Origin of the sequence: uncultured Roseobacter sp., from assembly GCF_947492555.1 — a bacterium.
In the GTDB taxonomy this organism is placed as follows: Bacteria; Pseudomonadota; Alphaproteobacteria; order Rhodobacterales; family Rhodobacteraceae; genus Roseobacter.
In genome coordinates this window covers 92,249-117,104 of the sequence record NZ_CANLNE010000002.1, presented here as the reverse complement: position 1 = coordinate 117,104, position 24,856 = coordinate 92,249, and the positions used below count along the sequence as shown (strand labels likewise).

The 24,856-nt window shown below is 56.6% G+C and carries 19 protein-coding genes and 1 pseudogene; 14 read left to right on the top strand and 6 right to left on the bottom strand.

Annotation, left to right across the window (positions count from 1 at the left end; all coding sequences use genetic code 11):
• The first annotated feature begins 1 nt into the window (after position 1).
• The 4 genes from narI (at position 2) to Q1A07_RS07600 (ending at position 3,567) form a co-directional block, all read left to right on the top strand.
• The gene (gene narI / locus Q1A07_RS07615) at positions 2 to 787 is read left to right on the top strand and encodes a respiratory nitrate reductase subunit gamma (RefSeq protein WP_299779435.1); all 786 of its coding nucleotides are present in this window, start codon (positions 2 to 4) and stop codon (positions 785 to 787) included.
• 5 nt (positions 788 to 792) lie between these two features.
• The gene (locus Q1A07_RS07610; RefSeq protein ID WP_299779433.1) at positions 793 to 1,590 is read left to right on the top strand and encodes a peptidylprolyl isomerase; all 798 of its coding nucleotides are present in this window, start codon (positions 793 to 795) and stop codon (positions 1,588 to 1,590) included.
• 144 nt (positions 1,591 to 1,734) lie between these two features.
• Positions 1,735 to 3,015 (top strand): gephyrin-like molybdotransferase Glp, encoded by a 1,281-nt coding sequence (gene glp / locus Q1A07_RS07605; protein ID WP_299779431.1) that lies wholly within the window; start codon positions 1,735 to 1,737, stop codon positions 3,013 to 3,015.
• 12 nt (positions 3,016 to 3,027) lie between these two features.
• Positions 3,028 to 3,567, top strand: a complete 540-nt coding sequence (locus Q1A07_RS07600) for a DUF2478 domain-containing protein (RefSeq protein WP_299779429.1) — start codon at positions 3,028 to 3,030, stop codon at positions 3,565 to 3,567.
• 271 nt (positions 3,568 to 3,838) lie between these two features.
• Here Q1A07_RS07600 and Q1A07_RS07595 read toward each other — a convergent pair whose 3' ends face one another.
• Positions 3,839 to 6,703: a PA14 domain-containing protein gene (locus tag Q1A07_RS07595; RefSeq protein ID WP_299779427.1), complete on the bottom strand. Its 2,865-nt coding sequence runs from the start codon at positions 6,701 to 6,703 to the stop codon at positions 3,839 to 3,841.
• Positions 6,704 to 6,907: 204 nt separating this feature from the next.
• Here Q1A07_RS07595 and Q1A07_RS07590 point away from each other — a divergent pair, with 204 nt between their 5' ends.
• From Q1A07_RS07590 to Q1A07_RS07580, 3 genes are read left to right on the top strand one after another with little or no spacing between them, the layout of a single operon-like run.
• Positions 6,908 to 8,596, top strand: coding sequence for an ABC transporter transmembrane domain-containing protein (locus tag Q1A07_RS07590; protein ID WP_299779425.1), 1,689 nt, complete (start codon positions 6,908 to 6,910; stop codon positions 8,594 to 8,596).
• Positions 8,596 to 10,686: an ABC transporter transmembrane domain-containing protein gene (locus Q1A07_RS07585; RefSeq protein ID WP_299779423.1), complete on the top strand. Its 2,091-nt coding sequence runs from the start codon at positions 8,596 to 8,598 to the stop codon at positions 10,684 to 10,686. Before Q1A07_RS07590 ends, Q1A07_RS07585 begins: the two co-directional genes overlap by 1 nt.
• A 1-nt stretch (position 10,687) precedes the next feature.
• Positions 10,688 to 12,013, top strand: a complete 1,326-nt coding sequence (locus Q1A07_RS07580) for an HlyD family type I secretion periplasmic adaptor subunit (protein ID WP_299779421.1) — start codon at positions 10,688 to 10,690, stop codon at positions 12,011 to 12,013.
• Between the two features lie 159 nt (positions 12,014 to 12,172).
• Here Q1A07_RS07580 and Q1A07_RS07575 read toward each other — a convergent pair whose 3' ends face one another.
• On the bottom strand, positions 12,173 to 12,931 hold the full coding sequence (locus Q1A07_RS07575; protein WP_299779419.1) for a sulfite exporter TauE/SafE family protein: 759 nt from the start codon (positions 12,929 to 12,931) through the stop codon (positions 12,173 to 12,175).
• Between the two features lie 96 nt (positions 12,932 to 13,027).
• On the opposite strand from Q1A07_RS07575, the pseudogene Q1A07_RS21910 reads away from it, so the two are divergent.
• Positions 13,028 to 13,207: pseudogene (locus tag Q1A07_RS21910) on the top strand (LysR family transcriptional regulator); the annotation flags it as partial.
• An 18-nt stretch (positions 13,208 to 13,225) separates the two neighbouring features.
• A complete protein-coding gene (locus tag Q1A07_RS07570) occupies positions 13,226 to 13,882 on the top strand; it encodes a LysR substrate-binding domain-containing protein (protein ID WP_299779417.1) in 657 nt (218 codons plus the stop codon).
• Positions 13,883 to 14,084: 202 nt separating this feature from the next.
• Here Q1A07_RS07570 and Q1A07_RS07565 read toward each other — a convergent pair whose 3' ends face one another.
• Positions 14,085 to 16,283, bottom strand: coding sequence for an NADP-dependent isocitrate dehydrogenase (locus tag Q1A07_RS07565; RefSeq protein ID WP_299779415.1), 2,199 nt, complete (start codon positions 16,281 to 16,283; stop codon positions 14,085 to 14,087).
• A gap of 324 nt (positions 16,284 to 16,607) precedes the next feature.
• Positions 16,608 to 17,534 carry a LysR family transcriptional regulator gene (locus Q1A07_RS07560; RefSeq protein WP_299779413.1) on the bottom strand — a complete coding sequence of 309 codons (927 nt, stop codon included), beginning with the start codon at positions 17,532 to 17,534 and terminating at the stop codon, positions 16,608 to 16,610.
• Between the two features lie 164 nt (positions 17,535 to 17,698).
• On the opposite strand from Q1A07_RS07560, the gene Q1A07_RS07555 reads away from it, so the two are divergent.
• Together Q1A07_RS07555 and Q1A07_RS07550 are read left to right on the top strand one after the other, a co-directional pair.
• Entirely contained in the window at positions 17,699 to 18,097 is a 399-nt protein-coding gene (locus Q1A07_RS07555; RefSeq protein WP_299779411.1) for a DUF6326 family protein, read from the top strand.
• Between the two features lie 27 nt (positions 18,098 to 18,124).
• Positions 18,125 to 18,808 (top strand): methyltransferase domain-containing protein, encoded by a 684-nt coding sequence (locus tag Q1A07_RS07550; RefSeq protein ID WP_299779409.1) that lies wholly within the window; start codon positions 18,125 to 18,127, stop codon positions 18,806 to 18,808.
• A 108-nt stretch (positions 18,809 to 18,916) separates the two neighbouring features.
• Here Q1A07_RS07550 and Q1A07_RS07545 read toward each other — a convergent pair whose 3' ends face one another.
• Positions 18,917 to 19,801 (bottom strand): LysR substrate-binding domain-containing protein, encoded by an 885-nt coding sequence (locus Q1A07_RS07545; protein ID WP_299779407.1) that lies wholly within the window; start codon positions 19,799 to 19,801, stop codon positions 18,917 to 18,919.
• Positions 19,802 to 19,884: 83 nt separating this feature from the next.
• Between Q1A07_RS07545 and Q1A07_RS07540 the strand changes: the two genes are divergently transcribed.
• Positions 19,885 to 21,096 carry a hypothetical protein gene (locus Q1A07_RS07540; protein WP_299779405.1) on the top strand — a complete coding sequence of 404 codons (1,212 nt, stop codon included), beginning with the start codon at positions 19,885 to 19,887 and terminating at the stop codon, positions 21,094 to 21,096.
• 314 nt (positions 21,097 to 21,410) lie between these two features.
• Here the strand turns inward: Q1A07_RS07540 and Q1A07_RS07535 are convergent, their stop codons facing one another.
• A complete protein-coding gene (locus Q1A07_RS07535) occupies positions 21,411 to 22,358 on the bottom strand; it encodes a LysR family transcriptional regulator (protein WP_299779403.1) in 948 nt (315 codons plus the stop codon).
• A gap of 82 nt (positions 22,359 to 22,440) precedes the next feature.
• Here Q1A07_RS07535 and Q1A07_RS07530 point away from each other — a divergent pair, with 82 nt between their 5' ends.
• Both Q1A07_RS07530 and Q1A07_RS07525 read left to right on the top strand, forming a co-directional pair.
• Positions 22,441 to 23,511 (top strand): maleylacetate reductase, encoded by a 1,071-nt coding sequence (locus tag Q1A07_RS07530; protein WP_299779401.1) that lies wholly within the window; start codon positions 22,441 to 22,443, stop codon positions 23,509 to 23,511.
• 28 nt (positions 23,512 to 23,539) lie between these two features.
• The gene (locus tag Q1A07_RS07525) at positions 23,540 to 24,814 is read left to right on the top strand and encodes an ABC transporter substrate-binding protein (protein ID WP_299779399.1); all 1,275 of its coding nucleotides are present in this window, start codon (positions 23,540 to 23,542) and stop codon (positions 24,812 to 24,814) included.
• Positions 24,815 to 24,856: the final 42 nt, after the last annotated feature.

Below are 24,856 nucleotides of genomic sequence, written 5' to 3'. Positions count from 1 at the left end.
CATGTTTCCCAATCTCGATATCGACTTCATCATCTTCGGTGTCATGCCCTATGTGGCCTTGGCGGTTCTGGTGGTTGGCTCCATCGCCCGCTATGAACGTGACCCTTTCACCTGGAAGAGCTCCTCAAGCCAGCTGTTGCGCCGCAAGCAACTGATCTGGGGCTCCATTCTGTTCCACGTTGGCATTATCACTGTGTTTTTCGGTCACCTCGTTGGGCTTTTCACCCCGGTCTGGGTGCTGGATGCGCTGGGTATTCCCTATTGGCTGAAGCAATGGATGGCGGTGCTGATTGGCGGCCCTGCCGGGCTTGCTGCCCTCATCGGGGGTACGATGCTTTTGCACCGGCGGCTCTTTGATGCGCGGATCCGCGTCACATCAAGCCATGCGGATATCCTGATCATGGTGCTGATCTGGCTCCAGCTGGTGATCGGGCTTTTGACCATTACCCAAACTCTGCAACACATGGACGGTGCCGATATGGTGCGCTTCATGACTTGGTCGCAGAGCATTGTGACCTGGAACCTCAATGCCTGGGCGATGGTCGTGGATGTTCACTGGCTCTACAAGCTGCACATCTTCCTCGGGCTTTTGATTACCATGCTGTTCCCGTTCACGCGGCTTGTGCACATGATTTCGGGCTTTGCGGCGCCGTTCCGGTTCCTCTTGCGCCCCGGATATCAACTCGTTCGATCCCGGCGGCGCACTGTTCTGCCCAAACGCAGCGCAGTGCCGGCGGGACGCCAAAGCGGCCCAAAGGATGGTGCCGCACAAACCCCAGCGGAGTAGGTGCAATGACAACTGCATTATTCCCCGATCTCGTCGTCAACGGCGAAGAGGTCCCCCATGCCTTGATCGCTGCAGAGACGCAGAACCAAGACGCCCCGAGGGGCAAGCCGGGTATCGCGTGGCGCAAGGCCGCTGACGCGGTCGCCATCCGGACCCTTTTGTTGCAGGAGGCGCGGTCCCGCAATGTTTCTGCTGTGCCAAGAGAGGTCGGCAAGGGGCGGTTTGAGACAGAAGAGGAGGCCCTGATCCGGAGCCTTCTCGAAACCGAAGTTGAGACGCACCCGCCAAGCGAGGCGGAAGTCCACGCAGAATGGCAAAAGGACCCGTCTCGGTTTCGGGCACCCCCCTTGTGGGAAGTGTCGCATATCCTCTGCGCCTGCGATCCCAGGGACGAAGCGGGGCGACAGCATGCATTGGCGCGTGCCGAGGCCATTGCCACCCGTGCAGCTCACGATTCGGCGGGATTTGCCGCGCTTGCCGCGCGTGAAAGTGATTGTGGCTCGAAAGCCGCCGGGGGTGCCCTCGGACAGCTTGGGCCCGGAGACACCGTCCCGGAGTTCGAGTCCTCCTTGCGTACCTTGGCCGAGGGAGAGATCACCAAAGCACCGGTGCTGACGCGCAACGGTTATCATGTCATCCGGTTGGATGCCTGCGCCGAGGGTGAGGTCCTGCCTTTCGATGTCGTTCGTGACAGGATTGCACTGGCACTGGAAAAAACCAACTGGGCCCGACAGGCCCGGACGTTCGTCAGCCGGCTTATCGAAGCCTCGGAGATCGAAGGGGCAGACATCGGGCGCGCTTGAGCGCCCGATGTCTATAGAAACACAAAAACACAACGCCACAACGGCGTTTTGTGCCGAAGAACATGCCCATTTTACTGGAGCGCGAAGTACCAAAGGACGCTCTCCTTGCAATGGCGCGGAAAGATGCGGGATGGAGACGAGATCATGGCAGTCATCGAAAAGATCAGAAGCGTTGGGTGTGGCTGCGGACATATGCAGGGCACCAAGGGGCTCATTTCCATAGACGACGCGCTACTGCGTATCGTGCAGAACACGGTTCCGGTCCGGGAGACGGAAGATCTGCCTTTGGCCCTGGCCAGGGGCCGTGTTTTAGCGTCCTCAGTCAGATCGCGCGGTCAGGTTCCGGCCTTCGACGATGCCGCAATGGATGGGTACGCGATATGTACGGCGGATTTGCGCGGCGCTGGCCCTTGGGAGCTGTCGATCCGAGATCGGATTACTGCCGGGCAGCCGTGCGACGAGCGTTTGCCCCAGGCCTGCGCGTTTCAGGTGTTCACGGGCGCGCCGGTTCCCGAGGGTGCTGATGCCGTGGTGATGCAGGAGGCGGTGGACAGAACCGGTCAGACCATTGTTCTGACACAAGCGGTTGAGCCACGCACAAATATCCGGTTTGCCGGCGAGGACATGGTAGCAGGCAAGACGGTTGTTCCCGCTGGGCGCAGGCTGTCGTCCCGCGATATTGCCGCCTGCGCTGCCGCCGGGCACGGGACCGTTCGGGTGCGCCGTATCATCACGGCAGCGCTGATTGTGACGGGTGACGAGGTACGTCAGGTTGGTGAGGCGCGTGGGAAAGCGGGGATCCGGGATGTGAATACCCCCATGTTGTCCGCCGCGATGGGGGCCATCGGAATTGCTCTGCGCAGTACCGAAATTGCGGGTGACAGCAGGGGTTCCTTGCGTGAGCAGATCAAAGCGCTCGACGGAAAGGTTGATCTGATTGTCACGACCGGGGGCGTATCGGTCGGTGAAGAAGATCATGTGAAACCGGCTCTTGCAGATCTGGGTGCGCGCATTGCCTTCAGCGGGGTTGCAATCAAGCCCGGCAAGCCGGTTTCTTTCGGACGACTGTCCCGCGCGCATTGGCTGGGGCTGCCAGGAAATCCGCTGTCTGCATTTGTCACTTGGTCGCTCTTCGGTCCCTCACTCTTTTTTGCGCTGGCAGGTCAAGATGAAGGGGAATCCACGCGCCGACATGTGGTCACCAGTAGACCGATCAAGCACACCCCCGGACGGTGCGAGCTCCGTCCGGCTCGGATCGTCGGGATGGACGCATTGGGAAGAGAAATCGTCGAGTTTGAGGATGCGAGCTACTCTGGCCGGGTCGGCGCATTACCGGACGCCGATGGGCTCATCTTTCTATCGTCCGAAACTGACATACTGCCGGAAGGTGCCTTGGTGGAATTTCACCCCCTTCAGTCCATTTGAAGGATTTTCAAGATGAAGATTGCATACACTATGGCGCCGGCGCGGGGTGATACAGATTTGCTGCTGTGCAGATTTGCCCAGGAGTTGGGCGTCCGCGGTCTGAAATCCGCCGGAACGGTTCAGATCAACACGGAATGCCCCGATGCTGGACCCTGCGATATGGATGTGCGGGTTCTGCCAGATGGCCCGGTGATCAGAATATCTCAGAGCCTTGGACCGGAGGCGAAAGGGTGTCGGTTGGATCCTGATGCCCTTGAAACCGCTGTTGGATTGGTGCGCAGATCGATACGCCCTGAAACCGATTGTCTGATCGTCAACAAGTTTGGCAAGCACGAAGCGGACGGGCGCGGGTTCCGGGATGTGATCGCCGACGCCCTGTCCTTGGGCATTCCCGTGGTTGTCGGGCTTAACGCGTTGAACAAGAGCGCTTTTCTGGACTTCACCGGGGGTCTTGGTGAGGAGTTGGAGCCTGATATCCGCGTCCTTATCCAGTGGCTGGAGCGTGCATCTATTTCCTTTGACAAGGCCGCTCGGGCGGATGCTGCATGTTGATATCCTTGCAAACCAGGCCTGTGTAACGGTCAACTTGCAGTCGCTGGAACCAGCCTCGCCCAATCGGCAAATCCGATCCATACGAGGACTTTTGCTGCGCGATTTCACATGCATCTTGACGCAAGTCACGCAGTCGCAAGAGATCCTCAGCTGAAGCAGGTTACCTGCGCGGTCACAGTGCCAGACTATGCTTTTGGCGACGCCTTGTGTTTATGACCCATTGGAGCGGGCGGATGCCTGATCACGCCTGCACCCATCTCAAGCTTTTTGGTTACCAGTCCTGTCGCTCGTAAGTTTCGTTCATTTCCGGGCCCTGCTCTGCCCCCTGGTTGTCGATAACCTCCTCTGACATCGGGTCATCACCTTGTTCTTCGGCATTATCGTCATCATTGGCAGCATCGGTCCAAGAGGGCGAGGAACCGTCATTTTCGTATGACGCCCACTCATCGGATGCCCCAGCATTTGCGTTTTGGTCTTGCTGGTTTTCAACGTCCCCGACCTCGATTGAAAAAGTGTCGTTTCCAGTCATTTGCTGGCCATTGAACGCAGTGTCCGTTGTGGTGATTTCTCCGGAAATTACGCCTTGGAAATCAGGGGGTGGCGCCATTTCGAGAAGGGACAGGTCCCAGCCCGAAAGATCAATTTCGCCGCCGTCTGCAACAGCGACATTGTTATCACTGATCAGGATTGTGTCCGCCGGAAGCCCAGATATCGTCACCGTCGCCGCATCAGACAGCGATGCATCGTTTATGCCAAGATCCAACATGCCGTTCTGTGGTACTGCCAATTCGTCATTCGCCGTCACCAATTCTCGACCTTCGGTGCCGGGGCCTTCCCATTCCAGTTTCAGCCCCGCGTGGCCATAATTCTCGAAGTATCGCACTTCAATCTCATGCGTGCCGGGCTCCAGTTCCACTTCACCCGTGCGCGTCCGGTAACCATGCAGCCCGTCGTTATCGATGACTTCTTCGCCGTTGATCAGCAGGATGGCTCCGTCGTCGCCGCCGAGGAAGAAGTCGAACGAACCACCTTCCTCCACTTCGATGCTGCCAGTGATTTGCACACCAAAGGTGTCTTTCGAACCGCCCTGCCAGAACGACTCGCTGCTGTCGGTGTAATTGATGTCACCCACAACCTCTTCGTGCGTAGCTTCACTGGACCAGTCGATCTGATCCAGCTTTGACAACCTGTGATCCACGTCGAAGTAGCTGGCCCTGAAACCGGTTTCCAGCTGGGCAGAGGGCGGGGTGATATCTGCCTGATTGACCGTAAAGCTAAGATCACTGGCAACTGATACTTCGCCCTCGTTACCGATTTGTGTCGTTGTCACGATCTGTGCGGAGACTTGCCCGGTAAAATCGATTGGTGTCGTCACGGTCAGCAACGATAGGTCCAAGCCTGAGATATCAGCGGTGCCATCGGCATCTGCCTCGATGCTCGTGTTGCCAGCTTCGAGTATCGCCCCCGGAGGCAGGCCCTCCACGTGATGAGATACTTGGTCGGCCGCCGCTGTTTCCGGGGTCGCCACGTCGATTTCAAGAGCGATGGGCATGCCATTCACGGTTTGCAGATCGTCAAGACCTGGGGCGGTTACCAACTCGCGTCCATCTGTGCCGGGGCCTTCCCATTCCAGTTTCAGTCCCGCGTGGCCGTAGTTCTCAAAGTACCGTACTTCAATGCTGTGTGTTCCGGGCTCCAGTTCAATCTCCCCGCTTCGTGTGCGGTAACTATGCAGCCCGTCGTTATCGATGACTTCTTCACCGTTGATCAGCAAAACGACACCGTCGTCACCGCCGAGGAAGAAGTCGAACGAACCGCCTTCCTCCACTTCAATATTGCCGGTAATCTTCGCGCCGAAAGTGTCCTTTGAACCACCGTCCCAGAAAGAATTACGGCTGTTGGTGTAGTTGATTTCGCCAACCACTTCTTCGTGTGTGGCGTCGCCGGACCAGTCGATCTGATCAAGCTCGGAGAGGCGGTGATCCACGTCGTAGTAACTGGCCTGAAACCCGGAGGTCATTGTGATGCTCGCAGGCTCTACCACGCCGATTTCAAAGGTCTGAGTAATCGTTTCGCCGCCCTGATCGGTAACTGTGACGTCAATTGCCAGGTTTCCCAGACTGCCGGTGTCCAAAGAAACGTCATCCCGTAGTTTCAGCTGCCCCTGCGCCACCTCGAACCTGTTGTCAGACAGGGTGAATTCGTAAGTACCCTCCTCGTCAGGATCGATCACGGATATCAGGCCGACACCAGCGCCTGGTTGGTTCGTCGCAATCAGGCTTTGGTCGATGGAAACACTTGTGGGCGCTTCGTTCACATCAGCGACGAAAATCTCGAATGTTTCAGTGAAGCTTGCGCCATCCGCGTCGGTGGCTGTGACGTCAAACTGCAGAGAAGCCTGTTGCTCGTGATCGAGCGAAACACCTGGCTTCAGCCTGATCCGTCCCTCGACGATTTCAAACCGATCGTCTGAAATCAAAAAAGTATGTTGGTCACTGGCGTTCGGATCGACAACAGACAGCTGACCCACCACAGCACCTTCGTCGTTTTCGACCAATTCGGCCATGCTGAGGGAGATTTGCGTTGGTGCCGCATTCGGTGTGGGCGCGTCATCGTCAGGCGTTGGACCGTCAGCATCATATGCTGCTGTCGCGGGTTGAGACACCGGCGGTGTCGCCGTTGCATTTGTCGCGGTGCTTTCGTTCCCGGGCTCGGAGGTCAAAGTCCCCGCAGCTGCACTTTCCTGCGGTGTCCTGAACGTTGACGTTTCAGGCTGTGGCGCCTCCGGTTGCACGTCTTCCACTTGACGGGTGTTTGCCGTGATTGGATTGGCAAATGTCTGGCCGTCATGCGCTGCGTCATCGACTTCCACATCAGAGGCCTCGGCCACTGGGGTGCGTTCGTTGCCAGCCAAGGGTGCCGGTTCAGTCCCGTCAGACTTATGGACCGCGGAATGCTCTGTACCATTCGCCTCCGGGCTATCGTTGTTGCCGTAGTGCAAGTTGCTGCGCGATGCATCTTCTTGCGTCACATCTCCGCGCAGCGACTGAACAGCCACTTTTTCCTTGATCGAACTTGTTTCTTCACCCTCGGTGATAAACGCGTCGCTTACATCAACCTGATTGCTTTCAGCCATCACTAACTCCTGATACCGCGCGAGCATCAGCATGCATTAGCCTTAAGAGGTCATTTACAAATCAGGCTTTAAACATTCGATTTTACTACAATTGATCTCATCCAGATATCAGGATGAACGCTTTGCTAACCAAATGACGGCAAACGGTAGACCGCGCTGACCATGGGAGTTTGATCCACTGTGCGGTCAAAGACGGAACGACCAATGAAGAAAGTAACGCCGCCGCGCATCGGGGCGTCGGTTATCGTGTCTTCGCTTGCGATAAACATGCTTGCCTTGGCATTGCCACTGGTTGTCTTGCAAGTCTTTGATCGCGTTATTCCGTATGAATCCCATGCAACATTGACGCTGCTCTTCGTTGGCCTCTGCGTGACAACTGTTCTGGATTTTCTTCTGAAATGGGCGCGCATCGTGGTCATGGGGTATCAGGGTGAGCGATTTGAACTCGTGCTGGGCGATCATTTCATGGATCGGTCTTTGAATGCGGAGCCCATCGCTTATGAAGCATCGTCCACCGGTGTGCATCTTGAACGCCTGAATGCCTTGGCCCAGTTGCGGGATTACTACAGCGGTCAAGGCCGCCTGTTTTCGATTGATGTGCCGTTCACGGCGATTTTCATCGTAATGATTGGCTTGATTGGCGGCTGGCTTGTGCTCGTGCCGCTTGCCAGTTTGGTTCTGCTTTATCTCTTCAAAACTGCCCTACAGCATGCGCAAGGGCCAATCTTTGAAAAGCGTAAAGTGTTGGATGGAAGGCGTTATTCGTTCCTGATCGAATGCCTGTCGCAAATCTTGACGGTCAAGTCGGATACGATGGAGCCGCAATTGTTGCGTCGCTACGAGCTTTTGCAAAAGCAATCGGTCGACATCAGCCAAAACCTGATCCAGGTCTCGGGCTTTTCACAGTCTTTCGGAGCGCTCTTCTCACAGGCGGCCGTGGCCGCGATGGGGCTTTTGGGTGGATATTTGGTTATCATCGGACAAATCGGGATAGCCGAGTTGGCTGCATGCATGTTGCTGAATGGACGAACGGTTCAGCCATTGCTCAAAATGCTTGGCCACTGGGCTCAGACTGAAAGCATTGAGGCGGCACAATCGAAGGTCAATGAAATTTCGGCGCTGCAACAGCGCCGTGCTGCAACTGGTTTTGTGCCGGGTCTCGAAGGCCACCTGAGCTTTGAAAATGTTTCAGCAGGTCGCGAAGGCCAGGAAAATCTGGTCTTCTCTGACGTCACACTGAGTTTGAAAGCAGGTGAGGCATTGAGCGTTGTGGGAGAGGCCGGTTCGGGCCAGGCGACCTTCATGCGTCTTATCCTTGGCGAACAGATACCAAAGTGTGGCCAAATCCACATCGACGGAAAGACCGTTGACGCGTTTTCAGCCACGCGTGGCCATGGTGGTATCGTCTATGTGGATCAGACACCCGCGATCTTTTCCGGGACTCTCTTGGAAAACACCTCCTGTTTTGGAGAAGGAGAGGCAATTGCACGCAGTCTCGCCATCTCTGCCGAGTTGGGCTTGGAGAAGAAAGTGCACCACCTGCCCATGGGCTACAGCACTCCCATGGGTCAGGTGGGACCGGTTGCGTCCAATTTGGCTCTTTTGCAGACCATCGCCTTGGTCCGGGCACTCGCTCTTGAGCCACGTATTCTGTTGATTAATGATGCTACGTCAGCGATGGATGAACGCGCTGTGACGCGCGTTGCGCACTACTTGAAGGCTATCAAGGGCAAGACAACTCTTGTGATGGCGACCCCGCGGCAGCAACTGCTTTCCCTTGCAGATCAGACGATCATGCTGGTCGACAGCACGACGGACAGTTTGTTGCTCTGGGACAATGATGCTGTTGACGATGCGACGACCGCCGCAGGGCTGGCGAAAAGGAGCGCGTGATGGATACGGTCATTCATCCCGGTCTGGGACTCTTGCAAAAACTGATGATGGCAGCCGGTTGGCACAGTAGCCACCGAAACTTGACCGAAGCAGCACCGCATCTTGCAGATCAGATGTCAGCAGACGATCTGATACTCACACTGAGGAACCTCGATATCCCTGTGTCCGTGGCCCAGGCACGGCAAAACGAAGTAGCTGAAACCGATTGCCCGGCGCTTTTCGTTGAAAGCTCGGGGAGAGTAACGGCCATTCTTTCTGTGGAGAATGGAGAGTTGCTGGTCACTGACGCTGAAAGGGAAGATCCGGTTCGGCATGCTCCGTCGAAACAGCGCGGCACGGTCGTCAAAGTCGAACGGTTTGCGCCATCAGACGAACCACAGACTTTTGAGGATTTCCGTAAAATCACAGCGGGTTTTCGACGGCTTTTGCCTTGGCTGGTCGTGGCATCTTTCATGACAAACCTCATGGGGCTCGCCACGCCGCTGTTGATTATGATGATATATGACCGGGTAATCCCATCCGGAGCAACGGATTTGGTCGTTTCGCTTGCTTTGGGTGCCGCGTTGATACTGACGGCGGATGCAGGTTTCAGATTCGCGCGATCATCTGCGGTGGCCTACATGGGCCGGGTTGTCGAACACCGACTGGGGTTAGCCCTTTTCCGCAAGCTAATGTCCTTGCCGCCCGATCAGATCCAAAAATCGGATGTGGAGCAACAGATCGCGCGTTTCAAGCAGTTCGAGGGTATGCGGGACATTTTCTCTGGTCAGGTTCTGACAACGGTGTTGGATCTTCCTTTCATACTGGTTTTCCTCGGGCTGATTTTTGCGCTGGCACCTCAGGTAGGATTCCTGGTGCTTGCATTGATTGTGGTCTTCCTGCTGGCCATCTGGGTGACATTGCCGGTGCAACAAACGTTGAATGCTCAGGCCGCATCGATCAAAGCAAAACAGCAAAAGCACCTCTTCGAGACTGTAAACGAACAACGAAACATTTATCGCCTTGGGTTGGGAGAGTTTTGGCACAAAAGATATGCTGCCGTCGCTCAAGAATCTGCCGATGCGTCGCGCAAAGCGCGCAGATTTCAGCATTTGTGCCAAGCTTTCGGACAGAGTTTGATGATGATTTCCGGTGTCGGGGCGATTGTTCTGGGCACTCTTGCGGCGATGGACGGGAGCATGTCATTTGGCGCGCTCATTGCGGTCATGGCTCTTGTCTGGAAGGTTTTGACGCCCCTGCAATCGCTCTACTCCAACGCGCCGCAAATCCTAGGCTTTTTGAAAAGCAGACAGCAGGTTGACCGGGTCCTTTCAATGCAACAGGAAATGGTTCGAGGCGCGGCATCATCGCATCAAAAGGAGTTTGAAGGTCGCGTAACTCTTAGTGGTGTGACACATCGGTTTGCTGATGCAACTGACCCGGCTCTGTCGCAAGTGTCTCTGGATATCGCGCCGCGCGAGTTCGTGGTGATTGCCGGCAACAACGGCAGTGGGAAAACCACGTTGCTCGAAGCCATTATGGGACTGCATCAACCTGTTGTGGGGTCGGTGCAACTCGATGGAATTGATATACGCCAGATCCCTGTCGATGATCTGAGACAGTCTTTCAGTTATGCACAGAAGAAACCTGAGGTTTTCCACGGAACATTGCTTCAGAATTTCCGTCTCGCCGCGCCGACAGCACATCTTGAAGACATCGAAGCAATGATTGCTGCGCTTGGACTTGACCAGGAGGTAGACAGCTTTCCGGATGGTTTAAACACGCGATTGACGGAGACCTACCGCAAGTCTCTATCGTCTGCGACCTCACGTGGCCTTGCGCTTTCCCGCAGTTTCATTCGGCCAGCAGCCGTCTACCTCTTGAACGACCCGAACGCCGGCCTTGACTACATTCGGAAGGCCGCGCTCACGCGGTTTCTCGGCGGGCTGAAGGGGAACCGTACCATTGTGCTTGTTTCGGATGATCCGGAATACATTCGACTGGCCGACAGATGTGTTTTCATGGCGGACGGACGCATTGTTGCCAATGATACTGGCAACGACGGACGCCGGAAAATCAGCGCACTGATCGCTGCAAACAAGGAATACTGAGATGGCATGGTTTACGCATCGAACAGATCAGACGGGCATTTTTGACCGAAACGCTGCCCGCGAAAAGAACCGTGAACCTCGTATTTCCGCGATTGTTGTTTTCACACTTGCGGCGTTTCTTGCCGGGGCGGTCACACTGGCCATGCGGACGACTGTTCCAGAACTTGCGCGTGCAACGGGAGAGATCACAACACTTGGGAGAGCCTATCAAGTTGAGAGTATCAATAGCGGAATCGTCAATTCAGTCCTTGTGAAGGAAGGGCAGCAAGTGAGTGAAGGCCAGATACTGGCAACGCTCACGTCGCCCAGCCTGGAGCGCAGTATCCGTAGTGTGCAGCAGCAGTACAATGCCATTCTGTCCAGGACCGAAACCCTGTCCTACATCCTCGATCACCTTGACCTTGAAAAGGAAGATCTTTCAGAGGCAGGCCAGGCCTTTGCAGATGGGACAAATTACGCGCGCTCGCGTCTTTATCTGCACGAGTTACAAAAGGAGATTTCTCGAAACAGGGCAAAAAACCTCAAGACCATCATTGAAAGATTAGAAAACGCGCGAGACTTGATGCAAAACCGCGTCTCGGAAAAAGAGGCATCAGTCGCTCGGCTGTTAAAGCTCTTTGAATCAGGCAGCATCACTCGTGTTCGTTTGGACGCCGAACAACAGTCTTTGGATGAACTTAGGGGTAGGCTGATTGACGCCAGTATCGAACTGGCCACAACCAGCGCAAACTACACAGAAGTACGTGATAAACCGCTGGAAAGCGACTTGGCGCTGCGAGAACAGACCCTGACAGAGCTTTTTGACCTGACGCAGGAGAGGGATGCATTGGCTACTCAACTTGCCGCACTTGAAGGCCAACAGGAAGAATTACTGGTACGTGCCCCTAGCGGTGGTGTTATCCAATCGGTTGATTTCCCGAGGATTGGAGAAATTGTGGAGGCCGGCGCCACGATCTTTGAGCTCATCAATACAAACGATCAACTGGTCGCGGAAATAAAAGTCGGCGAGGCTGACATTGGCCATATCCGCCGAGGGGACAAGGTATCCCTAAAACTCACTACTTTCGATTCACGCCGCTACGGCGAAGTGACCGGGACGATATCGAGTTTGTCTCCGACAGTCGTTACGGACCCCAAGGATGGCCAGGTTTACTTTCGTGGTGTTGTGGAGCTCGACAGCCTCACAATCGGTGCTGGCGAATTCAAAAAGCCTTTACGTGTTGGTATGACTGGCAGCGCAGAGATTGTGACGGACGAGCGCAGCATGCTCGCTTATCTTGGAAAGCCGGTGTATCGATCATTGGAAAGGGCTTTCGGAGAGCGCTGATTAATACATCTCTCCTGCCATTGGTGCCGGGAAATGAGGGTTGTGTTGCGAGTCCTTATCGAGAACCTGGGGTCTATCTGGCACCCCCGTGGCTATCTTTAGCCTTTTCAACGGGCATCAGGCAGTATTGCTCCCGAGGCGTTCATACGTTTTGGCCGGTTAGACCCAAATCGTGTCAACACTGTCCCAAAGCAATTTGATGCCCGCCAGAAATAGAAACCCGTATACAAATCGTGTGAAAACGGATTGCTCGATGAACCTGTGCAGCACCGTGCCAAGTGCAATCCCGACCAGTAACATGGGTGCCAGGATCAAGCTGACGTTCATACTGTCCCGTGTGAAGTGACCCATGGCGCCGTAAGCCACTGTTTTTGTTGCGTTCATGGCGAAGAAAAACATCGTGTTTGTCCCGACGAACACGGATTTTTCCATACCTTGGCGTAAAAGAACACCTTTTACAGGCGGTCCACCTGCATGGGCAACAAAACTGGCGAAACCGGACAATGCTCCAAGCGCAAAGACGGTTTTTTTCCCAGAGTGCTTTGGTGTCCGCTCGCGATACTGAACCCACACAAACTGCGCAACGAAAAAGATCGCAAGCAGGCCCACGGCGCAGCGGATCACATCTGCGCTCATCCATTGAAATGACAGAGCACCCAATGCGAGACCTACCGCCGCGCCAGGCAAGAGCATTCCTACGATCGCGCGGTTCCAATGCAACCGATATTGCCAGACGATAATCAGATCCATTGCCAGCAGAACGGGCATCAGAATCGCGACGGCCAATTGAGGTGCGATATAGAGGCTCATCAACGGTACCGACATCACGCCCAACCCACCGCCAAAGCCGCTTTTTGAGATACCCGTGATCAAGACGGCACTCGCAGCGATGAGGTAGAATGACACGGAGAGATCCATGGTGGGTCCTTTCAGCGGATACGCATCCAATACGCCAGTCGTAAAAATCTGAAAAATGGTTTATATAAATTTAAAAAATCACATTCTGAGATACTAATGCGAGACCTGAACGCACTTGAAAGCTTTGTAATTGCAGCCGAAACATTGAACTTTTCGCTTGCTGCAGAACTGCGCAATACCGTGCAGTCGGCGATCAGTGCGCATGTCCGGAAACTCGAAGACGAATTGGGCTGTATCCTCTTCACGCGGGGACGGGGGCGTCCGATGCACCTGACCCCCGAGGGAGAGGCCTTCGTGATCTACGCGCGCCGCATTCTGGGCCTTTCCGATGAAGCGGTAAAGGCCGTTCGGGGTGCGCGGACTTTGCGCCGGATCAGGCTGGGAACGACAGTGACGCTTGCTATGTCGGTTGTCACGCAGGCATTACGTCAGTTTGCGCAAGTCGAACCGGATGTTCAGATTCATATCCAATGCGAGCGTAGTGATGCTCTGCTCGCCCTGCTGGATGCTGGAGAAATCGACGTCGCTTTCATGATGGATCAGGGGCGCCGTCCGGGGCGTGATTTCGTTGAAAGCACGGCGCTGGTTTGGGTTGGTGTTGCTGAGTTTGACAAAACTTCGGCTCAAGAGGTGCCGCTGGTCTTTTTGACGGATGGGAGGGATCTGCGGGGGTATGCATTTGAAGCCCTGGATCGTGTTGGACGGACTGGATTCTTGGCGCACCTGAGCCCGCACCCAATCGGGGTTCGGGCCTTCGTGCTCGCAGGTTTGGCAATTACGGTAATGCCGCAAACAGCCGTTGTCCCGCCGCTGGTAAATCTGGGATCGGCGCTTGAGTTGCCCCGTTTGAAAGATGTGGCGCTGTCGCTCTATCACGACCCCAGAAAAGCGGGGCAAGACGTTAAGCTGTTCTCGAGGGCCATTCACGATCAGCTTGCAACGGAAGTGTGAGGCCGAGCCTCCAAGATACTCAACATCTGACGTCGTCAGGCCCAACTACAAGGTGTGGACGGCCCATTGCGAACCCGGGAAACACAATCAAGTTCTCTGGCGCAATTTCCTGTTGGCAGATATTTGCTCTTGCCCAACCCACTCACCAGTTCTCATTATTATCCGCCGCGCACCACAATTGGGTGCGCGGCCAGAGATTGGATCAGGTGGAATGCCCAATGATTCTGTTTAGCGTTTGAGACGGGCGCATAACTGCAGCTGTCTTGTCCGCGTTCGTTCGGTAGTAACCCCCAAGCTCAGCGGCGGGCCCTTGCGCAGCGGCAAGCTCAGAGAGCACTTTTTCCTCATAGGTCGCAAGCTCCTCTGCGATTGGGGCGAAATGAGCGGCAAGCGCCGCATCGTCTGTCTGAGCGGTCAAAGCTTCCGCCCAATACCGCGCAAACCAATAGTGGCTGTCACGGTTGTCCGGCTCGCCGACCTTGCGCGACGGTGAGCGGCCATTGTCGAGAATGCCTTGCGTCGCTGTTTCGACGGCTTTGCCAAGTACACGAGCCTGATTGTTGTCTTTTGCGTCGGCAAGGAAGATCAGGCTTTCTCCGAGCGCGCAGAACTCACCGAGGCTGTCCCAGCGCAGGTGGTTTTCCTCGACAAGCTGCTGGACGTGTTTTGGTGCAGAGCCGCCGGCCCCGGTTTCAAAAAGACCACCGCCATTCATCAGCTTCACGATAGAGAGCATCTTGGCAGAGGTCGCCAGTTCCAGAATCGGGAAGAGGTCCGTCAGGTAGTCGCGCAGTACATTGCCCGTGATTGCAATGGTATTCGCGCCCTTGGTGATCGTTTCAAGCGACGCGCGGGTGGCCTCGCGCGGCGCCATGATCTCGAACCTGTCGGCCGCGCCTTGCGCTTCGAGGATTGGCTTGACGTAAGCAATAAGTTCCGCGTCATGCGCACGGTTCTCGTCCAGCCAGAAGATCGCGCGGCAGCCTTCGGCCTTCTGGCGCGAGATAGCGAGGTTGACCCAATCCTCAATCGGGGCCTTGCGGGCGGAAGAGGATCGCCAGATGTCGCCCGCTTCTACGGTGTGTTGGTGCAGGACAGTGCCATCGTCCAAGATCATCTTGACGGTGCCAGCCTCGGGGATCTCGAACGTCGTGGGGTGCGAGCCGTATTCCTCGGCTTTTTGCGCCATCAGGCCGATATTCTGCACCGTCCCGGCAGTGGCCGGGTCCAGTTTGCCGTTCTCTTTGAAGTAACTGATCGCTTCGTCATAGACCGGCGCATAGGAATTGTCGGGGATCACGCAGTTCGCGTCAGCTTCTTTGCCATCCGGTCCCCAGCCCTTGCCGCCTGCACGAATGAGCGCGGGCATCGAGGCGTCGATGATCACGTCCGATGAGACGTGCAGGTTGGTCACGCCTTTGTCGGAATCGACCATGTACATCGGCGGGCGCGCTGCCATGCAGGCGTCGATGTCCGCCATGATCGTGGCGTTGTCTTTGACCCGCGCCAGCAGGTCGCCAAGGCCGGAATTTGGGTTTACGCCAAGTTCGGCCATTGCGGCGCCATGCTTGTCGAAAACCGGCGCAAGGAAGGCCTTAACCGCGTGACCAAAGAGAATAGGGTCCGACACCTTCATCATCGTTGCCTTCAGGTGCAGCGAGAAGAGGATGCCCTGTTCCTTAGTTTTTTCAATCTCCGCGGCGAGGAAGTCTTTGAGAGCCGCGGCACTCATAAAGGTCGCATCGACGACGGTGCCTGCGGGATACTCAAGGCCGTCCTTGAGGACCTTCTCACCTGCGGCCGTCTCAAGCACAATTTTTGCGCCCGTGTCTTTGCCGAGGGTCGCGGATGTTTCGTTCGAGAAGAAGTCATTGCCCGACATGGACGACACATGCGTCTTGCTGTCCGCTGTCCAGTCGCCCATGCGGTGCGGGTTCGCCTGCGCAAAGCTCTTCACAGCTTTCGCGGCGCGGCGGTCGGAATTGCCTTCCCGCAGAACCGGGTTCACGGCCGATCCCTTGATCGCGTCATACTTGGCACGTATGGCTTTCTCGTCGTCGGTCTCGGGCGCTTCGGGGTAATCGGGCAGTGCAAAGCCTTGCGACTGAAGCTCTTTGATTGCGCCCACCAGCTGGGGCACGGAGGCGGAGATATTGGGCAGCTTGATCACATTCGCCTCAGCCGTCTTAACCAACCGGCCCAATTCGGCCAGATCGTCGGACTGGCGCTGATCTTTGCTCAGATTTTCCGGGAAGGTCGCCAGAATGCGTCCAGCGAGACTGATGTCCTTTGTTCCAACGCTGACGCCAGCGGCTGCGGCGAATTTTTGAATGATCGGCAACAACGAAGCAGAGGCCAGCTCCGGTGCCTCATCGACTTTGGTGTAAATGATATCGGACATGAGATGCTCCCAATGACTAGAGTTGGGGCCCTGATATCTGAAGCGATCCGGAACGTCGACTGTATACCGTCGTATGCGGTTCGATATTTTTGTGAAATAGGTGCAAATCAGACAATTTTAGCTCTTTGCTGACACTCATCGAAGGCGCAGTGCAGCATTCTCCAAACCGGACATTGGTCATTTGCGAAGTATTTCCAACGAAGCAATGAACGGTTGCCGATAATTCTACAATTCCAGCGCACGTCCGGAATGCCTACTTTTCAAAGGCTACCAGTTGGGAAAACACCAAGACAGCTGGCTTTTGGATCAAAACAAATCTCATGTTCAGGAATTGTCAGGTCGGGTGGCAACGCTCGTGCGTGCGGCAATCGCCAAACCTCGTGCTAGCACGTCGAAGACGATCCGGATGCGTCGGCTGGTTTGTAACTCCCGGTGCGTGACCAGCCAAATCGGGAACTCCAACGAAGGGAAATCGGGCAGAACCTTCTCCATACCAGGCTCCACCTCTCCCAGAACTTCAGGCTGCATCGAAACCCCGTACCCGGCTTTCACAAGCTCCCATGCAACGGTGCCACTGGTGCTGGACATCACGAAGCTCTCCGCGCGCACTGGAATGCCCATGTTATGAAGCGGGGCCATCAGGCGTTCGGGATCCGCATGCCCAACGAAGTCATAGTCGGCGACGTCGCGAAATGTGCGGGGGCGGCCGACACGGTCAAGGTAGGATGTCGCAGCATAAAGATTGGCGCGAAAATCGCCAAGATGGCGTGCGATGAGGTCCGGTTGCTCCGGCCGGATGTGCCGGATCGCGATATCCGCCTCGCGTTGTGTCAGGTTTTGCATGTCGCTTGAGGCAAGGATGCGGACGCGGATTCCGGGAGCCTTCTCACGAAGAGGCATGAGCACACCCGGCAGGATCTCGGTAGACAACAAGTCAGTTCCTGTCACTGTAACTTCGCCTGTGACCTCCCGGGATTTGCCTTCGGCGACCATGGAAACGAGTGTTGCAGCCTCACCCATGGCGCGAACGTGATCGAGAAGGTCTCGACCGGACTCGGTCAGGGTGAGCCCTCGGACGCTGCGCTCGACAAGCGTCACCCCAAGCGCCTCTTCCAGAGCGCTGATCTGTCGACCGATGGTCGGCTGAGTCGTCTTCAAAACGCGGGCTGCGCCGCTGAACGAACCCTCTTCGGTTGTCGCGAGGAAGGCGCGCACCTGGTTCCAGTCGAAAGAGATGGCCTGCCAGTTCATTCATCAGCGTATAGCAGATGGACAGTTTTGAGCAATCGACCATTCCCAAACACATAGTAGAACCGCTCTTGACGCCCAAACAACCATAGATCCCCGTCGGACCCCTGTTTGACCCGGTCCGACGTCAAGCCCAACGCAAAACCTCGAATGCGAAAGTCCAAGACATGCGAAAAATTGATCGTCACACTCTGCTCTCGGCTCTCTGGCTCTTTACCCTGCTGAACATCATCTTCCGCGATATTCACCAGTTTGCCCTAAAGTCTCATCTGGAGATGCTGTTGACAGGGCGCTACAACGGCATGCTGATCACTGAAGAACTCATGCTGTTGGGCGGCGTCCTTGTCCAAGTTCCAATCGCGATGGTTCTCTTCTCCTTGTTGCTGACCCGCAGGATAGCGCGCCCCGTCACAATCGTTGCGACGATCATCACGACCTCGACGCTCCTTTCAACGGCGCCGACCGATATGGATGACACGTTCCACCTGGGCATTGAACTTGCGGCCATGATGGCAATCTTTTGGGCGGCGTGGACCTGGTCCGATGCGGATCGGATCGCAGTTTGAGCGCCCAGAAAATTCAAGGCCAATCAGATGTTCGCTCAACGCTCTCGGCGGGACCGAGCCGGCCAGTACGAGAAACTGGCACCACGCTACGACAGGCTTCATCACCGGTGGCTCCGCCACGCGGGTGGCGAGGCTCAAGCCGCCTTGGAGGCCTTGGTGCGCGCTCTCGCCACGTCCGATATGAAGTTGCTGGATGCGGGGTGTGGCACCGGCCGTTTGGCACGAACGTTAATTGCTGAAGGTATGCGGCCGAAATCGATCACCCTGCTCGACCCGTCGGAGGCTATGCTTGCGCGCTGCGCCGACATTCCGGTGTTAAAGATAAAAGGACGACTGGAGGCACTGCCGTTCGAAGACGGCGCATTTGATCTTGTGACCTGCGTCTGGGCCCTGGAAACCGTCCCGGATCCCCATTTGGCATTGACTGAACTCTGCAGGGTCGTTCGACCCGGTGGCGCACTTTGCCTCGCGTTTTGCGCGGATGAGCCTGCCCGTGGTCTGGCAGACTGCCTGATGCGGCAGGCGCTTTTGTATCGCGGTACCGGCCAGTTTTTGTCGTGCGCTGACTTGATGCGGGACATCGAGAGTTTCGACGGATTTCAAGCGCGCGCCATTCCAAGCCAAGGCCCGGCCGCGACCGTTCTTGCCAGGCGGACGGACGCTTTGGTTCAGGCGATCTCCAGGCCAAAAGCTGAACTGGAAAAGCCATAGCCGGGTCAGCGAGTTCTTTTGCGATAGCAGCCTGTACGCTTGGATTGCCGAGGAGCAATGCGTGCAATCAGGTCTCGACCGGTCTCTGGCGAAAGCGACGGCTGCTTTCTAGTGCTGAACTTCGAACTGACCGATAAGCCATTCTTCTACAGCGTTGATCGCATGTGTTGTTGCCATGTCTTTGGGTCGCACAAACCAATATGCATGGCTGGCATCCAGTGAGACATGGAAAGGTGCCACGAGCCGTCCTGCGGCGATGTCGTCGGCGACCAGCAGTGACCGTCCAAGTGCGACCCCCTGACCTTCGACCGCAGCCTGCAGAATCGCGCCGTCATCCCCAAGACGTGGTCCGGCGGGCGGAGATTGCTGGCATCCTGCGGCTTCGAACCAGGCTGGCCAGTCTTCTGGAATGTCGCCGCAAAGAAGCGTGGCACGATACATGTCTTCAGGCGCGTCCAACTCATGTTTCTCGGCATACTCCGCAGAACAGACGGGCGTTACGGTTTCTGTGCCGAGCTTGACCGCTTCCAGATTGCCCGGAGGTGCCGGGCTGTAGCGGATGGCCGCGTCAACACCCTCCGTAACAAAGTCCACGAGATGCCGAGACGCCGTAATGCGAAGATCGATGTCGGGGTTTGCGCTCAGGAAATCACCCAAGCGCGACGCAAACCAGCGCGCTGCGACCGACGGAAGCATCGAGAGAGTGACAATCTGATCAGATCGTTGTGCATCTGCAACTGCGGACCAGGTCTGGGCGAAGGCGTCCGCCAGTTGACGCGCCAGACGTTCGCCTGCCGGGGTCACGCTTAATCTGGCGCCGTTGCGCAGAAACAGCGCGACACCCAACGTCGCCTCCAGATCCGAGACCTGACGCGACACGCCGCTCTGCGTGATGCCAAGTTCCCCTCCGGCAGCGGTGAAGCTGCCGCACCGGGCTGCTGCCTCGAATACCTGCAGGGATCGTAATGGTGGTTTAGCATGAGTCAGGCGCATGCCCTCCCTCATATTTTCTCATTTAAGCAATTTAATATCATCCATTAGCATGAGTTGAACTCAGATAATAGACTGGACGCGCCATGGCCGATGCCCCCTCAACCTCCCTCACCTCCCCCGATCTGAAGAGCTATGTGCCGGATTTGCCCCTGGTGATCTGGATGGTTGTCCTGACCGTTGTCCTTGGCCTTGCAGCTGGTCTTGGAGCGAACGAAGTGGTCGGGCAGTTCAACGCAGGGTTTGGACGGGCCTTGGGTGAGTTTGCCTTGATCCTCTTGCCGTCGTTTACCTTGGCTGCGGCCTTGTCGCTTCAGAACATTGCGTCCAACGCGGCGGGCCGAACGGTCGCGCTGGCCTCGCCGGTTGCGGGCGCAGGGATGATCTGTCCGGACACCGCCTATGCCGCGCTTTCTCCAGCGGCTGGGCGCTACAAGATGGATACGGCGTTTGGGGCTTATGCGGGGTTCAAGCTGCTCTATCCGGCTGGCCCGCTGATCGTGGCGGCGGGCTTGGGTGTTACCAGTGCCCAAGGGGTCGAACCTGCCACTCTGTTGCTGTGCGGCGTGCTGTTGACGCTTCCTGTCTGGGCAGCAGGGGTGGTGTGGGGACGCTTCGCCACAAGAGGCACCGCGACGACGAGCGAAACGGAAGGTCCAGCAGACAATGGCCGTTTGTTAAGGGCATTCGCGCCGTTTTTGGTGATGGCGGCACTGCTGATCTTCGGGGGCGTGGTCGGGACGACCGGAAACAACGTATTGGACTTTCTATTGCTGCCGAAGGGGGCATTGATCACCGCTGCGATCCTCGCCTTGTTGCAAACGCCATCTGACAAACGGCGCGCGTGCCTGGATAGCGCGGTCCGACGGACAGGTTCGCTTCTATTGGTCATCGGCGCGGCAAGTGCGTTCGGCGCGGTGCTGACGGGGCTGGTGGCACTGGACCGTCTGGTGCCGCAGGGTGACGGGGCGCTGACCCTGATCGCACTCTTTGCTTTGACCGTGCTGTTCAAGCTGGCCCAGGGATCGTCCATGGCGACATTTGCCGCCATCGCGCCCGTCGCGGCCCCGATCGTCCTGGCCAGCGGTGTCAACGAAATTGCGGCGGTCTTCGCGATTTGCCTGGGCTCCTTCATCGCGATCCTGCCCAATGACAGTTACTACTGGCTGGTTCGTCGGGACGCTCTCGAAGATGAGCCGAGCGAAGGGCGCGTCATTCACATCCTGACTGGCGGCGCACTGGTGCAGGCGTTGGTCGGCATGACTGTTCTTCTGGCCGTGGTGGCTTTATGGCCCTGATAGAGATCGTGATCTGAAGGCTGGACACGTTGGCGTAGCCGCGATTGATGCATAAGGTCTGGCATCCGGACTTGCCGTTTTTCGTGACACGCCTCGTGACTGGGAATGCTTCGGCGCAAGTATTCTGACGGGGGTAGGCTTTCTCTGGTCGCAGAAGACTGCGGCGCGGTCGCGGCTTTCTCCACGAGGTTGCCGTATTGTGCAGTCTTCCCGGAGGTGTATCGTAAATCCGTCCGATTGGTGGACTGCATGATCCGCACGCTTTCGACCTCCGTATTCCCGCGGACCCTGATCTTACCGGATGTCCTACGAAGTTATTCGCGCCAGATTTCCTGGCGCTGGCGTTCTGCAACGGCTTGAGAAATTCCAGCAAACCGTTTCGTCATGTACCGAATAAACCGCCGTTTGGCCGGGGATTGGCTTTCCATATCGTTCCAGAGCATTCCCAGTTCACGCTTCGGGTGCTCAATTCGAATGGGCAGAGCGACAATGGTGTTTTTGGGCTGCATGTAAACCACGGAAAACGGCAAAACCGTCAACGCTTTTGAGCCTGCAAGAACGTTGATGATGGAAGACAATGTGCCACCTGAGTAACTGACTTTGAAGTCACTGATGCCAATACTATCAAGCACGTCCCGTAGATCTTGGTAGAGAGGGCTTCCTGCAGGTTGTGTAATCCATGGAAACTCTGAAATCTCCTCCAAGCGCAACGACTTCTTTCTGGCTAATGGATGGGCCGATCCGCATGCGATCACATTTCGGCCTTTAAGTATTCTTTGGAAACCGATGTCATCAGGGACGTCACCCGGTTCCATTGGGCAGACACAAGTATCTACGGTTCCTGCTCTCAGGGCCTCGATCAGTTCTTCAGCATATCCATAGCTTTGGTCGACGCGCAGCTCGGGAAATTCATCTTGGAACCCGGCAATAATAGTAGAGATGACGCCGTCCATAAAGATAGGCGTGCCCGCGACGCGGACGGAGCCCGCGTGGCCGCTTATGAACTGCGAAGCGATATCTTGAGCCTGTTGCGTCGCGCGCGCGATCACGCGCCCTTCAGAAGCCAGCCTCGTGCAAAGTTCGGTTGGCTGCAGGGGTCGACGCCCTTTTTCGAACAGGCTTTCTCCAAGACGGGCTTCGAGGTCCGCCACGATCCGAGACAGGCTTGGCTGTGATTTCCCCAGATCACGTGCACCCTGGCTCATTCCTCCCGCATCAACGATGGCTGACAGGATGTGCAGGTGCTTTGGATCAATTAACATAGCATTATGCTATATTATTTGGCGGAAGTATTATCAACATGCGATATTTCGCTCGCTAGCCTGATGTCGAGGAGGAATCGACATGGCTTTTCCAGCGATAGGAAATGAAGGCGATGAGCAAGTGCGCGTTCGGTTCGGAAGAGCCATTCGTCGCGATCTGGCATCCGAATTAGAGCGGCTTGGCAGCCGACAGGCGATGATCCTGTCTACACCGCAGCAAAGCGATTTGGCCTTCGAGGCCAGCGAAGTGCTCGGACCGCTTGCCGCCGGCGTGTTCTCCAAAGCCACCATGCATACACCCATCAACGTAACTGAAGATGCATTGGAACATCTGCGTGCGTCCCGCGCTGATTGCCTTGTCGCACTCGGGGGCGGGTCGACGATTGGGCTTGGAAAGGCTCTCGCATACCGCACTGATCTGCCCCAGATCACGGTGCCAACCACCTATGCCGGAAGCGAAGCGACGCCCATTCTCGGGCAAACCGAAGATGGGGTCAAAACGACGTTGAGCGACCCAAGGGTGCTGCCGGAGGTGATCTTGTACGATCCGGAACTGGTGGCCACTCTCCCGGTGGGTATGACGGTCACATCCGGCCTCAACGCAATGGCACATGCGGCAGAAGCGCTTTATGCCGAGAACCGCACAAAAGAAACCACGAACCTTGCTATCGAGGGATTGCAGGCCTTGGCCGAAGGACTGCCCAAGGTTGTTGACGCGCCGGGCGATCTGGACGCGCGCGAGATGACGCAACGCGGTGCCTGGGCCTGTGGCACCGTACTGGGCCGGGTTGGCATGGCGTTGCACCACAAGCTTTGCCATACGCTTGGTGGGTCATTCGATCTGCCTCATGCAGAGACGCACGCGATTATTTTGCCGCATGCAATCGCCTACAATGCGCGTGCCGCGGCACGTGAGTTAGAGGCCATCACCGATGTACTGGGCGGCAAGTCGGCGGGTCAGTCGCTCTTTGGGTTTGCAAAGACACTCGGTGCGCCGCTTGCACTGCGCGATCTGGGCGTCAGCGAAACCGACCTCGACCGAGCTGCCGATCTGGCGACACGAAAACCCTATCCAAATCCACGACCCGTAACTCAAAACGACATTCGCGCGCTCTTGCAAGCGGCGTGGGCCGGCGATGCGCCAGCATTCTGAGACAGACGTGACACGAGGGAGAACACGCATGATTACGAGACGCACACTTTTAAAGAACTCGGCAGCAACCAGCCTGACACTGGCCGCTGGAGGATTGGCAGCCCCAGCCATCGCACAAGGCGCAAAGATCAAACTGGGGTACGTCAGTCCGCAGTCGGGGCCTCTGGCCGCCTTTTCCGAAGCGGATCAGTTCATCATCGACGGATTTCTCGGCTCTGAAGCGGGGTCCAACTTCGAGGTTATCGTAAAAGACAGCCAGTCCAACCCCAACCGTGCCGCCGAAGTCGCCAAAGAACTTATTCTTGATGATGAAATCGACTTGATGTTGGTTGCCTCCACACCCGAAACCACCAATCCTGTGGCGACCACTTGCGAGGCCGAAGAAATCCCTGTGATTTCCACGGTCGCGCCCTGGCAGCCCTGGTTCATCGGGCAGCAAGGCAACCCGGGCGATCCGAGCTCGTGGGAGCCGTTCTACTACAGCTTTCACTTCTTCTGGGGCCTCGAGGACGTCATCTCGGTTTTCACCGCGATGTGGAATCAGCTGGAGACAAACAAGCAGGTCGGCGGGCTCTTCCCTAATGATGGCGACGGCAATGCTTGGGGCGATCCGAATGTGGGCTTCCCACCGGTTTTGGCCGAACAGGGCTACGGGTTAACGGATCCAGGCCGTTACCAGAACCTGACGGATGATTTCAGCGCGCAGATCAATGCTTTTAAACAGGCCAATGCTGATATTGTCACTGGCGTGCCGATCCCGCCCGATTTCACGACTTTCTGGACCCAGGCCAAACAGCAAGGGTTCAATCCAAAAGCAGCCAGCATCGGCAAGGCGATCCTGTTTCCGCAGGCGGTCGAAGCCCTTGGCGATCAAGGACACAACCTGTCGTCCGAGGTCTGGTGGTCGCCGACACATCCATTCAACTCTTCGATCAGCGGGCAATCTGCTGGCGATCTCGCCGCGGCGTACTCAAACGCCACCAACAAGCAGTGGACACAGCCAATCGGCTTTGTGCATGCGCTCTTTGAAATGGCCGCAGACGTCATGGGCCGCACGGATGATACAGGCGATGCGGACGCTGTTGCCGCGGCAATCGCTGCATCCCAGCTTGAAAGCATCGTGGGCCGGATTGCATTTGACGGTGCAGGACTGCCGCCCTTTGCAGCGCAGAACGTCGCCAAAACACCGCTTGTCGGGGGACAATGGCGCCTGAAAGACAGCGGAGATTACGATCTGGTGATCGTCGACAATACTGACCATCCGAACATTCCGACCGGCAGCAAAATGGAGCCGATCAGCTAAGCGGTCTGTCCCGCTACTCTGTGGCTGGACAACGCGGGCCGA

Excerpts from the sequence above, each read along its gene's own strand:
- glp (WP_299779431.1), top strand. The coding sequence starts at position 1,735 with ATGGCAGTCATCGAAAAGATCAGAAGCGTTGGGTGTGGCTGCGGACAT.
- Q1A07_RS07565 (WP_299779415.1), bottom strand. The coding sequence starts at position 16,283 with ATGTCCGATATCATTTACACCAAAGTCGATGAGGCACCGGAGCTGGCC.
- Q1A07_RS07590 (WP_299779425.1), top strand. The coding sequence starts at position 6,908 with ATGAAGAAAGTAACGCCGCCGCGCATCGGGGCGTCGGTTATCGTGTCT.
- Q1A07_RS07595 (WP_299779427.1), bottom strand. The coding sequence starts at position 6,703 with ATGGCTGAAAGCAATCAGGTTGATGTAAGCGACGCGTTTATCACCGAG.
- Q1A07_RS07525 (WP_299779399.1), top strand. The coding sequence starts at position 23,540 with ATGATTACGAGACGCACACTTTTAAAGAACTCGGCAGCAACCAGCCTG.
- Q1A07_RS07600 (WP_299779429.1), top strand. The coding sequence starts at position 3,028 with ATGAAGATTGCATACACTATGGCGCCGGCGCGGGGTGATACAGATTTG.
- Q1A07_RS07610 (WP_299779433.1), top strand. The coding sequence starts at position 793 with ATGACAACTGCATTATTCCCCGATCTCGTCGTCAACGGCGAAGAGGTC.
- Q1A07_RS07560 (WP_299779413.1), bottom strand. The coding sequence starts at position 17,534 with ATGAACTGGCAGGCCATCTCTTTCGACTGGAACCAGGTGCGCGCCTTC.
- Q1A07_RS07535 (WP_299779403.1), bottom strand. The coding sequence starts at position 22,358 with ATGTTAATTGATCCAAAGCACCTGCACATCCTGTCAGCCATCGTTGAT.
- Q1A07_RS07550 (WP_299779409.1), top strand. The coding sequence starts at position 18,125 with ATGTTCGCTCAACGCTCTCGGCGGGACCGAGCCGGCCAGTACGAGAAA.
- narI (WP_299779435.1), top strand. The coding sequence starts at position 2 with ATGTTTCCCAATCTCGATATCGACTTCATCATCTTCGGTGTCATGCCC.
- Q1A07_RS07575 (WP_299779419.1), bottom strand. The coding sequence starts at position 12,931 with ATGGATCTCTCCGTGTCATTCTACCTCATCGCTGCGAGTGCCGTCTTG.
- Q1A07_RS07585 (WP_299779423.1), top strand. The coding sequence starts at position 8,596 with ATGGATACGGTCATTCATCCCGGTCTGGGACTCTTGCAAAAACTGATG.
- Q1A07_RS07580 (WP_299779421.1), top strand. The coding sequence starts at position 10,688 with ATGGCATGGTTTACGCATCGAACAGATCAGACGGGCATTTTTGACCGA.
- Q1A07_RS07555 (WP_299779411.1), top strand. The coding sequence starts at position 17,699 with ATGCGAAAAATTGATCGTCACACTCTGCTCTCGGCTCTCTGGCTCTTT.
- Q1A07_RS07540 (WP_299779405.1), top strand. The coding sequence starts at position 19,885 with ATGGCCGATGCCCCCTCAACCTCCCTCACCTCCCCCGATCTGAAGAGC.
- Q1A07_RS07530 (WP_299779401.1), top strand. The coding sequence starts at position 22,441 with ATGGCTTTTCCAGCGATAGGAAATGAAGGCGATGAGCAAGTGCGCGTT.
- Q1A07_RS07545 (WP_299779407.1), bottom strand. The coding sequence starts at position 19,801 with ATGCGCCTGACTCATGCTAAACCACCATTACGATCCCTGCAGGTATTC.